Source organism: Brevibacterium metallidurans (assembly GCF_037101285.1).
Classification (GTDB): domain Bacteria; phylum Actinomycetota; class Actinomycetes; order Actinomycetales; family Brevibacteriaceae; genus Brevibacterium; species Brevibacterium metallidurans.
Map to the genome: position 1 here is coordinate 47881 of NZ_BAAAAF010000001.1, position 12890 is coordinate 60770.

General features: G+C 68.4%; 12 protein-coding genes and 1 tRNA gene. 5 read left to right on the top strand and 8 right to left on the bottom strand.

Features of this window, described 5'->3' with window-relative positions; translation table 11 throughout:
- From AACX88_RS00210 to AACX88_RS00220, 3 genes are all read left to right on the top strand, one after another.
- The gene (locus AACX88_RS00210; protein ID WP_339391102.1) at window positions 1-168 is read left to right on the top strand and encodes a hypothetical protein; all 168 of its coding nucleotides are present in this window, start codon (window positions 1-3) and stop codon (window positions 166-168) included.
- Entirely contained in the window at window positions 168-815 is a 648-nt protein-coding gene (locus AACX88_RS00215) for an anthranilate synthase component II (RefSeq protein ID WP_339391103.1), read from the top strand. The genes AACX88_RS00210 and AACX88_RS00215 overlap by 1 nt, the downstream gene beginning before the upstream one ends.
- A gap of 99 nt (window positions 816-914) precedes the next feature.
- Window positions 915-1427 (top strand): GyrI-like domain-containing protein, encoded by a 513-nt coding sequence (locus AACX88_RS00220; RefSeq protein WP_339391104.1) that lies wholly within the window; start codon window positions 915-917, stop codon window positions 1425-1427.
- A gap of 83 nt (window positions 1428-1510) precedes the next feature.
- On the opposite strand, the gene pknB is transcribed toward AACX88_RS00220, so the two are convergent.
- From pknB to AACX88_RS00255, 7 genes are read right to left on the bottom strand one after another with little or no spacing between them, the layout of a single operon-like run.
- Window positions 1511-3433: a Stk1 family PASTA domain-containing Ser/Thr kinase gene (gene pknB / locus AACX88_RS00225; RefSeq protein ID WP_339391105.1), complete on the bottom strand. Its 1923-nt coding sequence runs from the start codon at window positions 3431-3433 to the stop codon at window positions 1511-1513.
- 54 nt (window positions 3434-3487) lie between these two features.
- Complete coding sequence (locus AACX88_RS00230; RefSeq protein WP_339391106.1) at window positions 3488-5263, bottom strand: protein kinase domain-containing protein; 1776 nt, start codon at window positions 5261-5263, stop codon at window positions 3488-3490.
- Complete coding sequence (locus AACX88_RS00235) at window positions 5260-6729, bottom strand: peptidoglycan D,D-transpeptidase FtsI family protein (RefSeq protein WP_339391107.1); 1470 nt, start codon at window positions 6727-6729, stop codon at window positions 5260-5262. The genes AACX88_RS00230 and AACX88_RS00235 overlap by 4 nt, the downstream gene beginning before the upstream one ends.
- The gene (locus AACX88_RS00240) at window positions 6726-8252 is read right to left on the bottom strand and encodes an FtsW/RodA/SpoVE family cell cycle protein (RefSeq protein WP_339391108.1); all 1527 of its coding nucleotides are present in this window, start codon (window positions 8250-8252) and stop codon (window positions 6726-6728) included. Before AACX88_RS00240 ends, AACX88_RS00235 begins: the two co-directional genes overlap by 4 nt.
- On the bottom strand, window positions 8252-9706 hold the full coding sequence (locus AACX88_RS00245) for a protein phosphatase 2C domain-containing protein (protein WP_339391109.1): 1455 nt from the start codon (window positions 9704-9706) through the stop codon (window positions 8252-8254). The genes AACX88_RS00240 and AACX88_RS00245 overlap by 1 nt, the downstream gene beginning before the upstream one ends.
- Complete coding sequence (locus AACX88_RS00250) at window positions 9703-10221, bottom strand: FHA domain-containing protein FhaB/FipA (RefSeq protein ID WP_259863245.1); 519 nt, start codon at window positions 10219-10221, stop codon at window positions 9703-9705. Before AACX88_RS00250 ends, AACX88_RS00245 begins: the two co-directional genes overlap by 4 nt.
- Window positions 10218-11060 carry a DUF3662 and FHA domain-containing protein gene (locus AACX88_RS00255; RefSeq protein ID WP_259786707.1) on the bottom strand — a complete coding sequence of 281 codons (843 nt, stop codon included), beginning with the start codon at window positions 11058-11060 and terminating at the stop codon, window positions 10218-10220. Before AACX88_RS00255 ends, AACX88_RS00250 begins: the two co-directional genes overlap by 4 nt.
- Before the next feature lie 459 nt (window positions 11061-11519).
- On the opposite strand from AACX88_RS00255, the gene AACX88_RS00260 reads away from it, so the two are divergent.
- Window positions 11520-11603 (top strand) — tRNA-Leu (locus tag AACX88_RS00260).
- Window positions 11604-11864: 261 nt separating this feature from the next.
- Here the strand turns inward: AACX88_RS00260 and AACX88_RS00265 are convergent.
- Complete coding sequence (locus AACX88_RS00265; RefSeq protein WP_259786705.1) at window positions 11865-12404, bottom strand: TetR/AcrR family transcriptional regulator; 540 nt, start codon at window positions 12402-12404, stop codon at window positions 11865-11867.
- Window positions 12405-12467: 63 nt separating this feature from the next.
- Here AACX88_RS00265 and AACX88_RS00270 point away from each other — a divergent pair, with 63 nt between their 5' ends.
- Entirely contained in the window at window positions 12468-12887 is a 420-nt protein-coding gene (locus AACX88_RS00270) for a hypothetical protein (protein ID WP_259786703.1), read from the top strand.
- Window positions 12888-12890 lie beyond the last annotated feature (3 nt).

Consider the following 12890-nt stretch of genomic DNA (forward strand, 5'->3'; position numbering starts at 1 on the left):
ATGTACGCGCTCATCTGGCGACTCCTGCCGGGACCGTGGTTCGTCAAACTCGTCCTCGCCCTCATCCTCATCGCCGCGGTCATCCTCCTGCTCATGCAGTACGTCTTCCCGGCCGTCGCCCCCTACATGCCGTTCAACAACGCGACCGTCACCGACGAGGGCGCGTGATGACGACGATCCTCGTCGTCGACAACTACGACAGCTTCGTCTACACCCTCGTCTCCTACGTCCGTGAGCTCGGCGCCGAGGTCGACGTCATCCGCAACGACGATGTGTCCGCCGAGGCGGTCGCCGGGCTGGCGAGCGGCTACGACGGGATCCTGCTCTCCCCGGGACCCGGGGTTCCCGCCGAATCCGGTGTGTGCCCCGACCTCATCCGCTGGGCCGCGGACACGGCGACGCCCCTGTTCGGCGTGTGCCTGGGCCATCAGGCCCTCGGCGAGGTGTTCGGGGCGACCGTCACGCATTCGCCGGTGCTCATGCACGGCAAGACCTCCGTCATCACCCACGACGGGGCGGGCATCTTCGCAGGCTGCCCGTCACCGCTGACGGTGACCCGCTACCATTCGCTGGCGATCGTCGACGAGACGATCGACCTCGACACCTTCGCCGTGACCGCCCGCACCGCGGACGGCGTCGTCATGGCCATCGAGCACCGCAGCGCACCTCTCTACGGCGTCCAGTTCCACCCCGAGTCCGTGCTCACCGAGTCCGGGTACCTCATGCTCGGCAACTGGCTCGAGGTCTGCGGGCTGAGCGGTGCCGCCGCCCGGGCGCAGGCGATGTCGCCGCTGGCCACCGCGATCACCGAGTAGTCGGATCTGCGGGCAGGCGCTTCCGCGGCACCCGGGCAGCGCTTAGGATCGGTTCCACACAGGATCGCATCGTCACCCGCGTCAGGGAGAGGACAACCCATGTCAGAGCCGAGCTACTTCCCCACCGAGCCCTACAGCGAACTCACGGTCTTCGAAGCCCAACCCGTGCCCACGGTCGTCGTCGAAGCCCAGAACTATCCGATGGCAGAGCTGCCGCAGCTCTTCGACTCCGTGTTCTCCGGTCTCTTCCCCGCCCTGGCCGCCGCCGAGGTGGAACCCACGGGTCCCGCGTTCTCCCTCTACACGCGCCAGCCCACGGACACCGTCGACATCCAGGTCGGCATCCCCGTCTCCGCGGGTCTGAGCCAGGCGCTCGAGCTCGGAGACGACCTCACCGCGATCCCCTCGGAACTGCCGGGCGGATCGATCGGGGCCGTGTCCTACCAGGGCGGCTACGACGGCCTCGGCGAGGCGTGGAATGCGCACATGCAGGCGCTCGTGGCCGCCGGCCACCATCCGGACCTGCCGTTCTTCGAGGTCTACGTGACCGAACCGAACCCGGAGATGGACCCGGCGGACCTGCGCACCGACCTCTACGTCAGCCTGGGCTGAGACCCGACCGCGGCCCGGCCGGCTCAGTCAGTGCCGGGTCAGTCAGGGCCGGGTCAGTCAGGGCCGGGTCAGTCAGGGCCGGGTCAGTCCCCGTTGCCGTTGCCGCGTCCGCGGGGGTCGGCCCAGCCGTCGAACCACGAGTCCCCGCCGCCCACGGCTCCGTCGGCGTCCGTCCCACCGCCGTTGCCGCCGCCGCCGTTGTTGCCATTGTCGCCGGGGGGTGAGGTGGGGATGCCGCCGGGGACCGACGGGATCGTCGGTGTGGGCTCCGGCGGCTTCTTCGCCACGGTCACGGTGATCTCCGATCCCTGCGCCACCTCGGTGCCTCCGGGGATCGACTGATCGTAGACCTTGCCCTCCTCCTGGTCGGCGGTCTCGACCTCCTCGACCTTGCAGCCGAGTTTGTAGTCGTCGCCCTGCAGGGTCTTGCAGGCCTCGTCCTTCGTCTGCCCCGTGACATCGGGAACCTCGACGGTGCCGGAGGAGACGACGATGTCGACGTTCGAATCGACATCGACCTTCTCGCCCTCACCGGGCTTCGTCTCGATGACGACGCCCTTCTTCACATCCGGTGAGGTCTGGGTGATCGTCGAACCGGCCTGGAGTTTGGCGTCCTTGATCAGCTGCCTTGCCTCCTGCTCGGTCTTGCCGGAGACCTCCGGGATCGTCACGCTCTCGGGGCCGAGGGAGACGACGAGTTTCACGGTGCTGTTCTCCGGGATCGACTGCCCGGCGGCGGGGTCAGTGGAGATCGCCTTGCCCTCGTCGACCTCGGTGCTGTACTGCTCGTCGCGGGTGACCTGGAACTTCTGGTTCCGCAGCTGTGATTCGGCCTGGTCGGCGTCCATGCCTGCGACGTCGGCGACCTGGACCTGGACGATGGGTTCGGGTTTGTTGATCTCGTAGACCCACAGGGCGAGTGCCGCGAGTGCGAGGAGGACGAAGATGCTGCCGATCCAGATCCACGCCTTCGACCGCTTCTTCGGCGGCTGCTCCTCCTGCCGGTTCATGATCGAGGACATCGGCCCCGTCTCGGGAGCCGGTTCGGCATCGAGCGGGTAGGCCTGAGTGGCGGTGGGCGGTCCCATCATGCCCGCACCGCCGGCGGCGGCGAGGACCTGCGTGCGATCGTTGTCGCCGTCGATGCTCAGAGGCCTGCCGTCACGGGCGGCGAGCACGTCCTCCCGGAAGGTGTACGCGTCCTGGTAGCGGTCGTCCCGGTCCTTCTGGAGGGCGTGGAGGACGAGGCGGTCGACCTCGGGCGGGATGTTCGGGTTGTAGAAGCTCGGCGGCTGCGGAGTCTCCCCGACATGCTGGTAGGCCACCGCGAGCTGGGAGTCCCCGACGAACGGGGGACGACCGGCGAGCAACTCGTAGAGCAGGCACGCGGTCGAGTAGAGGTCGGAGCGGGCGTCGACGACCTCGCCGCGCGCCTGCTCGGGGGAGAGGTACTGGGCGGTGCCGACGACGGACTGCGTCTGGGTCAGCCCGCTGTTGTCCTTGAGCGCCCGGGCGATCCCGAAGTCCATGACCTTGATGTCGCCGTCGGGGGTGAGCATGACGTTGGCGGGTTTGATGTCGCGGTGGACGATGCCGTTGCGATGGGAGTACTCGAGCGGGGCGAGGACTCCGGCGACGACGTTGAGCGCCTCGTCGACGGTGAGCGTCCCGTGCTCGTTGAGCACCTCGCGCAGGGTCTGGCCCTCGACGTACTCCATGACGATGAACGGCACGGACACGCTGGAGCCGCCGGATTCGACGAACTCCTCCTCTCCGGAGTCGTAGACGGCGACGATGCCGGGATGGTTGAGACCCGCGGCGGACTGCGCCTCCCGCTTGAGGCGGGTGTGGAAGGAGGGGTCGCGCGCGAGATCGGAGCGCAGAAGCTTGATCGCGATGCGCCGACCCAGGCGGGTGTCGACGCCCTCGTGGACTTCCGCCATGCCCCCACGGCCGAGGAGGGTACGGACTTCGTACCTCTCCGACAGGACCTTGGGCTCACTCATCTGCATCCTCCGCGTATGTCACCCCTGCAGGGGCGTGTTTCCTGGTCGTCATTGTCACCCGGCGTCGCTCGACGAATCAGTGTTCTGGCCGTCGTTGCCGCCCTGGCTCGAGTTGCCGTCGCTGCCCGATCCCGAGTTCGAGCCGGAGTCCGAGTTCGCGTTGGAATTCGCGTTCGAGCTGTTGCCGGAGTTCGAGTTGGAGTCGCTGCCCGACCCGCTGCCCGAGCCCGAACCGGAGCCCGAGTTCGAGTTGGAGTTCGAATTCGAGTTCGAACTGCTGCCCGAGCCTGAGTTCGACCCGGAGTTCGAGCCGCTGTTCGAGCCTGAATCAGAACCGGAGTTCGAGTTCGAGCTCGAATCGGACCCGGAGTTCGAGCCCGAGGTCCGCGTCGGTCGCGGGGCGGGCTGCTCCTGCCGGCCGGCGGAGATGTAGAGGGTGACGGTGTCTCCCTCGGTGAACGTGTATCCGCCGCCGGGTGCTTCGCCGACGTCGGCGACGGTGCCCGCGGCCCGGGACGAGTCGATCGTCTCCGTCTTGACCTTGAGGCCCTTGTCCTCGAGGTTCTGTGTCGCCGAGGATTCGGACTGGCCGATGTAGTCGCTGGCATCGATCTCGACCTCGGCGGGTGCCTGGGACGTCGTCGGGGCGCTCGTGCTCGGTGTCGGGGTCGGTTCCCCGCGCCCGCCGAGGAAGAACCACAGCAGGGCGCCGACGGCGATGAGAGCGAGGATCGCTAGGACCCAGATGAGGATTTTGCCCTTCTTCGACTGCTTCTCCTCGGCCTGCCCATCGGGGTCGTCGCCGTCGACGGCGCCGTTGTACCCGGTCACCGGTCCGCCCGGGCCGCCCGGCCCGTCGGCACTGTAGACACGGGTGGCGTCGTTGCTCGAGGTGGTCGGCAGGACCTGCGTCGAGGGCACGGGTTCGGGTTCGCTGAAGACCTGCGTGAGCGCCTCCGAGGCGGCGTTGCCGTGCCTCATCTGCGGCAGGATCGCCTCGGCGCCGGCGATGTCACCGGCGGCGATCGCCTCGGCGGCCTTCGACACGGCCATCGCATCGTCGGGGCGGCGTTCGGGCTTCTTCTCGAGCAGGGAGTCGACGAAGCGGCGGACCGGTTCGGACACCGTCGTCGGCAGGGGCGGGTGCTGCTGATTGACCTGGGCGATCGCGATCGAGACCTGCGAGTCCCCGGTGAAGGGACGCTGGCCGGCCAGTGCCTCGTAGGCGATGATGCCGAGCGCATAGAGGTCGGAACCGGGACCCGAGCCCTTGCCGGTGGCCTGTTCGGGGGCGAGGTACTGCGCGGTGCCCATGACCTGGCCGGTCTTCGTCAGCGGCGCCTGATCGGTGACGCGGGCGATGCCGAAGTCGGTGATCTTCACCCGGAAGTCCGGGGTCATGAGGATGTTGCCGGGCTTGATGTCGCGGTGGACGACACCGGCCTTGTGGGCGGCGCCGAGCGCCTGCGCGGCCTGCGCGACGATGCTCAGAGTGTCCGTCTCGGACAGCGGGGCGCTGCGTTCGATGATCGTCGACAGCGGCTCACCGGGCACGTACTCCATGACGAGGTAGGGCGAACCCTGCTCGTCGCCGTAGTCGTAGACCCCGGCGATGCCCGGGTCGGAGACGCGGCCCATGTTCTGCGCCTCGGCGCGGAAGCGGGCGAGGAACGTCGAGTCGGAGAGGTACTCCTCCTTGAGGATCTTCGCCGCGACCTCGCGGCCGAGGACGGAGTCGACGCCCTTCCAGACCTCGCCCATGCCGCCCACGGCGATGCGTGAGGTCAGGGTGTACCGGTTGCCCAGCTGCGTGCCTTCGCTCGGCCTCATTTGTCGACCACCGCTTCCATCATGTCCTTGGCGATCGGTCCCGCGACCGTCGCACCGTATGCTTCGTTGCCCGCGTTTCCGCCGTTCTCGACGACGACCGCGACGGCGATCTTCGGATCGTCGGCGGGGGCGAAAGAGATGAACCAGGCATGCGGCGCGGCACCCTTCTGGTGCTGGGCGGTGCCCGTCTTCGCCGCGACCTTGACGCCGGGGATCTTCGCCACCGAGGCGGTGCCGTCGGTGACGACGCCCTGCATCATCGTATTGAGCTGCTCGGCCGTCTGACCCGAGACGGGGCGGGAGAGCTCCTTCGGGCGGGTCTCGGTGATCGGCTCGAGGGTATCGGCGTTGAGGACCCGGTTGACGAGCTCGGGCTTCATCATCGAGCCGCCGTTGGCGATGCCCGCGGTCATCATCGCCATCTGCATCGGCGTCGACCGGACCTCGTACTGACCGAGGGAGGACTGCGCGAGCTGCGGCGGGTTGAGACCCGAGGGGAACGTCGACGGGGTGACCGTGAGCGGGATTGTGAGGTCCTGCCCGAAGCCGAACTTCTTCGCCTGCTCGGCGATCGCCTCTTCCCCGAGGTCCATGCCGAGAGAGGCGAACGAGGTGTTGCACGACTCCGCGAGGGACTGCGCGAGCGTCGGCTTGCCCCCGCCCCGGCAGGCGCCGGCATGGGAGTTGCTGATCGTCGCCGTCGTCTGCGGCAGGTCGAGGGTGGCGGGACCGTTGAGGCGCGAATCCGGGGTGTAGTTGCCCGATTCGAGGGCCGCGGCGGCGACGAGGACCTTGAACGTCGATCCCGGCGGGTAGAGGTTGCCGCCGATCGCCCGGTTGTAGGCCGGGTTGTCCGGGGCGTTGTCGAGCTTCTCGAACGCCGCCCTGGCCTCCTTCGAGTCGTGGCTGGCGATCGGGTTGGGGTTCCAGCCCGGGGTGGAGGCCATCGCGAGGATCTTGCCCGTCTTCGGGTCGAGGGCCACGGCCGCACCGTTCTGGTTGCCCAGGCCCTTCCAGGCGGCTTCCTGGACCTTCGGATCGACGGTGAGCTCGACGGCGGCACCGCGCGGCTGTTCGCCGGTGAAGAAGCTGCCGACCTTGTCGTAGAACAGCGCATCCGACTCACCGGAGAGGTACTCGCCGGCGGCGCGTTCCATGCCCGAGGCGCCCGAGACGATCGAATAGTAGCCGGTCATCGACGCATACGCCCGCGGATCGAGGCCGTCGGAGCCGTATTTGCGCTGGTACTTGTACTTGTCGTCGACCGGCACGGAGTACGCGATCGGGGTGCCGTCGACGAGGATCGGCCCGCGGTCGCGGGAGAGCTGGTCGAGGATCTGGCGCGTATTCAGCGGGTTGGCGTTGAGCGAGTCCGCGGTGACGAACTGCACCCAGCTCGTCGAGGCGAAGAGGAGGGCGAACATGACGAATCCGACGACGCCGATGTGCGTGAGTGACTTCTTCATCGCTGACCTCCCTGGCCCGAGTCGCCGGATCCGCGCGTGCTGAGGTTCGTCGTGACCGCCTCGTCGGAGTCCACGGATCCGGGAACCGCCTCGGCGGGGGAATCGTCCATGTCATCGTCGGTGCTGCGCTTCTTCGCCGAGGCGGACGTGGCGTCCTCCGTGATCCGCAGGACTCCGGTGTGGAACTCCTCGACGGGGCGGCGGGCATTGTCGGACATGCGCAGGAGCAGAGCGATGATCACCCAGTTCGCGACCAGGGACGACCCGCCTTGGGCGAGGAACGGCGTGGTCAGACCCGTGACCGGGATGAGGCGGGTGACGCCGCCGACGACGACGAAGACCTGAAGGGCGATCGTGAACGACAGACCCGCGGCGAGCAGGGTGCCGAAGCCGTCGCGCAGCTTCTGCGCGGTGCGGATGCCGCGTTCGAAGATGAGGAGGTAGCAGAGCAGGATGACGAAGAGGCCGGCCATGCCGAGCTCCTCGCCGAGGCTCGCGAAGATGAAGTCGGACTCCGCGTAGGGGACCATGTTCGGCCGGCCCTCGCCCAGACCTGTGCCGACGAGGCCGCCGTTGGCCATGCCGAAGAGTCCCTGGACGAGCTGGTAGGAGCCGCCCGGGGTCTTGTTGAACTCCTCCGGGGTGAGCGCGCCCAACCAGCCGTCGATGCGCTGCTGGACGTGGGAGAACATGAGGGTTGCGATGACGGCGCCGACGGCGAAGAAGCTCAGTCCGATGATGATCCACGAGACCTTCGAGGTCGCGACGTAGAGCATCGCGACGAAGAGGCCGAAGAAGAGCAGGGAGGTGCCGAGGTCGCGTTCGAAGACGAGGATGCCGACGCTGGCGACCCACGCGATGATGATCGGCCCGAAGTCGCGCAGACGCGGGAAGCGGATGCCGAGGATCTTCGGTCCCGCGAGGACGAGCTGGTCGCGGAAGCTCACGAGGTAGCCGGCGAAGAAGATCGCGAGGAGGATCTTCGCGATCTCACCGGGCTGGAAGGACAGCGGTCCGATGCCGATCCAGATGCGGGCGCCGTTGATCGTGCGGCCGAGACCGGGCACGAGCGGCAGGAGGAGGAAGAAGAGGGCGAGGAAGCCGGAGACGTACGTGTAACGGCGCAGCCACCGGTGGTCGCGCAGCAGGACGAGGACGAGGACGGCGAGTGCCACTCCGAGGGTCATCCAGATGAGCTGCTGGGTCGCGCTGTTCTTGAACTCGACGCGGCCGAGGTCGACGCGGTGGATCATCGCCAGGCCGATGCCGTTGAGGAGTACGGCGATGGGCACGAGCACGGGGTCGGCGTACTTCGCCTTCCACCACACGACGACGTGGACGATGAGGGCCAGGGCCGTCAGCCACGCCATGTACTGGACGGTGTCGTCGGGGATCGCATCGTCGACGCCGAGGCCGACGAGGGCGTAGGCGCTCGAGGAGGCGGCGATCGCGAGGATGAGCAGACCGAGCTCGGCCAGGCGGTAGGGCCTGGGCCGGGCTGCCTGGGAGACGGAGTCCGACATCACTGCGACTCCTGGGTGATCGCGTCGCTGGGCTCCGCGCTCTGCCCGCCCGGCGGCGACGGCGCCGGGTCGCTCGGGTTCGTCGCGTCCTCGGCGTTGCCGGAGACGGTCCCGGAGTTCTCGGCCTCCTGCCGGAGGTTGTCGATGATCCGGTCGGCCTCCTCCCGGGAGTCGGCCTGGATCGACCCGCGCAGACGGTCCTGCGAGAACGCATTGAGCGCCTCGACCTGGATGTCCGTGGTGTCCTCGAGGCGGCTGAGTTCGATGGGTCCGAGCGTCGTGTCGAGGCCCCGGTAGAGGGCGACCCGCCCGTTGTCGCTCGTGAGGTAGTAGTGGTTGTTGATGTAGTTGAAGGCGAAGAAGCCGCCCACGGCCAGTGCGATGACGACGAGGGCGGCGATGATCCAACCGAGGTAGGAGCGCTTCTCCTTCTCCTCCTCGCCGTCGAGGTCGTCCTCGCCCACCGGCTCGTCCTCGGTGTCCACGGCGGTGCGCAGGGACCCCGCCGGCATCTCCGCGGTGGGCTCCTGCCCGGACTCGGCCGAGGCAGAGCCGTCGGTGACGGTCTGCAGGGGCACGGTGTCGGTGGGGACGTCGGTGCTCGCGAAGTCGTGCTGCGCGGTCGGAGCTTCACCCTCGGGGCGGGTGCCGATCGTCGCGTACTGGGGGTTGACGTGGACCGAACCGACGGAGATGCCCTGCGGCACGTCGACCTCGCCTGCGATGACGTCGCCGATGACGACGGTGACGTTGTCCGCGCCCCCGCCGGCCAGAGCCAGGTCGATGAGCTGGCGGCACGCCTCGTCGGGGTCGGCCACCTCGGCGAGGACCCGGGTGATGTCGCCGATGTCGGCGAACCCGGTGAGACCGTCGGAGCAGAGCATCCACCGGTCGCCGACGTAGGCCTCGCGCAGGGACAGGTCGAGGTCGGGCGAGGTGCCGACGTCGCCGAGGACCTTCATGACCACGGAGCGCTGCGGGTGGGTGTCGGCCTCATCGGCGGTGATGCGGCCTTCGTCGACGAGCATCTGGACGAAGGTGTGGTCGTGGGTGACGGGGTGGAGTTCGCCGTCGCGGAGCACGTAGCCGCGGGAGTCGCCGATGTGGGCGAGGGCGAAGCGGTTGCCCGGGGCGCGCAGCAGGGCGGTGACGGTCGTGCCCATGCCGGCGAGTTCGGGCTGTTCGGCCACGCCGCGGCAGATGCGGTCGTTGGCGTCGAGGATCGAGGCGCGGAGGAGTTCGAGGGCATCGTCGCCGGCGATGTTCTCATCGAGTTCGGCCAGGCGGGCCACGGTGATCGCCGAGGCGACGTCGCCGCCGGCGTGTCCGCCCATGCCGTCGGCGATGAGGAGGAAGTTGGGACCCGCGTACCCGGAGTCCTGGTTGTTCTTGCGCACGAGCCCGGTGTGCGACCGAGCGGCGGAGCGGAGGGTGATCGTTCCGTCGGTCGTCACGATTGGGTCTCCAACGTCGTATGTCCGATGGTGATCTGGTTGCCGATGCCGAGGTCGACCGGGGCGGTGATCCGCGAACCGTCGACGAAGGTGCCGTTCGTCGAGCTGAGGTCCTCGAGCACCCAGGCGCCGCCGCGGGCGATGATCCGGGCATGATGGCTCGACGCGAAGTCGTCGTTGATGACGATCGTGTTGTCCGGGGCCCGGCCGAAGGTCACGGGAGCCCCGGAGAGGATGAGCGAGGTGCCGGCGAGCGGTCCCACGGTCACCCGGATCGATCCGGGATTGGCGCGCGGGATCGGCGCCGGGGTCGGGGTGGGGGCCGGTGCAGGTCGGCTGGGAGCCGGGGCCTGCTGCCTGCCGGAGTCCTTGGCCGCCTTGGCCTTGCGGGACTTGCGGGGTCCGCGCTTGGCGCCGAAGATGTCGCGTCTGAGCACGCCTGCCACGCCGAAGACGAAGAGCCAGAGGATGACGAAGAAGGCGAACCGGAAGACGGTGACGGTGAATTCGCTCACAGAGAGTCCTGTTCGGTGTAGCGCACTTCGGCGTCGCCGGCCGTGAGCACGTCGCCGTTGCCGAGGTTGGCCGAGGTGAGCTTGCGTCCATGGAGCAGCGTGCCGTTGGTCGAGCCGAGGTCGTTCGCGATCGCATGGTCGCCTTCGACGACGATCTCGAAGTGCCGACGGGAGACGCCGGGGTCGTCGATGACGAAGTCCGAGCTGTTCGAGGAGCGGCCGAAGACGTTCGAGCCCTGCCGCAGCGGGTAGGTCTGCCCGTGGATCGTCACACTCGCCTCGATCGTGCGGGGTCGGGCGGGGGCCGCGGGACGGATCGGGGTCGAGGCGCGGGCCGGTTCCGGGGTGCGTCGCGGTGCGGCGACGGGGCGCGAGCCGGAGCTCGGGGCCGGTTCGACGATGCTGTGGGAGCGGGAGACCGGGTCGTAGCCGCCGCGGTTGGCCGGCTGCGCGGCCGGAGAGCCGTCGGGGCGCTGCGTCGAGGAGACGACACGGTACATGCCGGTGTCGAGGTCGTCCGCCTCGGCGAAGTCGACGGAGACGGGACCGACGAAGCTGTAGGCCTGCTCGATCGCATGGTCGCCGATGACCTGACGCAGGTCGGCCCGCAGCTCGGATTCGATGCCGGAGAGGCGTTCGAAGTCGGCGGGCGAGAGTTCGATCGTGTAGTGGTTGGCCGTGAGCGTGCGGCCGCGCGAGACGACGGCGGCCTTGTTGTCGGACTCACGGCGCAGCGCGCCGCCGAGTTCGACGGGTTCGACCTGAGAGCGGAAGGCCTTCGCGAAGGCGCCGTTGACGACGTTCTCCAGTCCCTTCTCGAAGCGATCGAGAATCCCCATGGCACCTCCTTAGTCCTCGTCCGTCATTGTCGTGGTCGGGCTCGTGCTCGGCCGGTGGCCGGAACCCTGGCACATGGTCTGTCCTGCGGTTCTGTGCGGGCTTGACCGAGTCCGACGCGGGGCGCCGATTCGGGTACACCAACACCCAATCCTAACGCGGAGGCGGCCTCAACTCACGTTCGCAGGCCGAGCGGGATCCACCTCGGCGGGGATTCACCGTGCGTGTTCAGCCTGGCAGGAGCGGCCGGACGCGTGCATCATTGCGGTCGGATGGGACGTCGCGATGGCGGGTGCGCGTGCGGATCGGCGGAGCGCACGCACGCTCGCGAGCGGGTCTTCGGCGGGGTCACCGCGTTGGTGCGGAATGTGATCTTGCCTGCATTCAGGTGAAATCATGCTCCGGCGGGGGTCGTGGGTTTCCGCAAAGCCGGGCGGCGATGCTAGAGTCTTCTCTTGTTCGCGCGAGTGGCGGAATTGGTAGACGCGCTGGCTTCAGGTGCCAGTGATCGCAAGGTCGTGGGGGTTCAAGTCCCCCCTCGCGCACACGAATGAGATGACCCCTGGCCTGGGATGAAACTTCCCGGGTCGGGGGTCTTTCGCGTGTGGAGTGCTCGAAGACGCGCTCAGCATCGTCGGTGGAGTCGTTGTGTTCCACCTTCTGCGCACATGGCGCTGTCAGCGGGACCCGAGAACACAGAGGCATGTGGTCCGTGGTGTTCGTGCATGGTTCGGGCGCGGTGCCGGGCGTCAGGGTGCGCGGCCGTGCTGCCTCACCCTCGGGCTTCGAGGGTGCCGGCGAGGCGGCTACGGCTGGGCGAGCGTCGCGTCGACTGCCCGGGCAATGCTCTCTTCGATGGGCGCATCGGGGTCGATGGTGATGCGGTGAAGCAGTATTCCCTCTGCTGTCGCCATGAGGAAGGGGGCTCGTGCTTCGGCCTCATCACCGCCGAGAATCCTGAGGATGGTGCGTATCCACGCTTCCATCCCGGCCCGCTGCTCGCGCAGCGGCCTGGCCGCCGCCTCGTCGGCCTCGAGGAAGAGCGCGTACCGTGCTCGGGTGCGGCCGGCAAGCGGCCCTGACTGCACCTCGATCATGCGGGTCAAGGCCCCTACCAGATCGTCGTGCGATCGGATATCGGGAGCGCCTGCGTCTCCCCGTTCGGAGGTGGCGATCCACTCGATGACCCCAGCGAGCAGAGCAGCCCTGGTGCGGAAGTGGTTGGAGGTCGACCCGGGAGGCAGCCCCGCCGCGGTGTCGACGCGGCCGTGCGTGAGCGCCCGAACCCCGTGCGCACCGACAAGGGTGGTGGCGGCTTCGAGGGCGCGCTGGCGGGTGCGGTTCACATCACGAGCCTACACAACTAGATTTCTAGTGACAAATCAGTACGATCGTAGTAGATTGCGGGTATGGGATACGCAGTGGTCGGAGCTTGGGTGGTGCAGCTGCTCGTGGGAGTCCAGCTGCTCGTCGGGTGGGTTCGGCACGCTCGCGGTGCGGGAGCCGGCCCGGTGGTGGCGCACACCGCACTCATGGTCGGCTACCTCGTGCCCTGGGCCGTGTTCGTCACGACCGGGCACCCTGTCTGGGCCTGGGGAGCGGTGGGCGTCCTGTGCATCGGGATCCCGTTCGGCGATGTGCTCATGATGCATCGTTCCCGGCGCATCCGCGGAGAACGGCGCCCGGGCCTACGCGACTACGGAGCCGCGATCGGAGATGTCTTCGCGGGCAGGATGCCGGCGAAGGTGGCGTTCCACGCACTCTTCGGCGGGCTCGTCTTCTTCGGCTCGATCGCTGTGGCAATCGGGGCGACGGCAGCCGCAGCCTGAGCG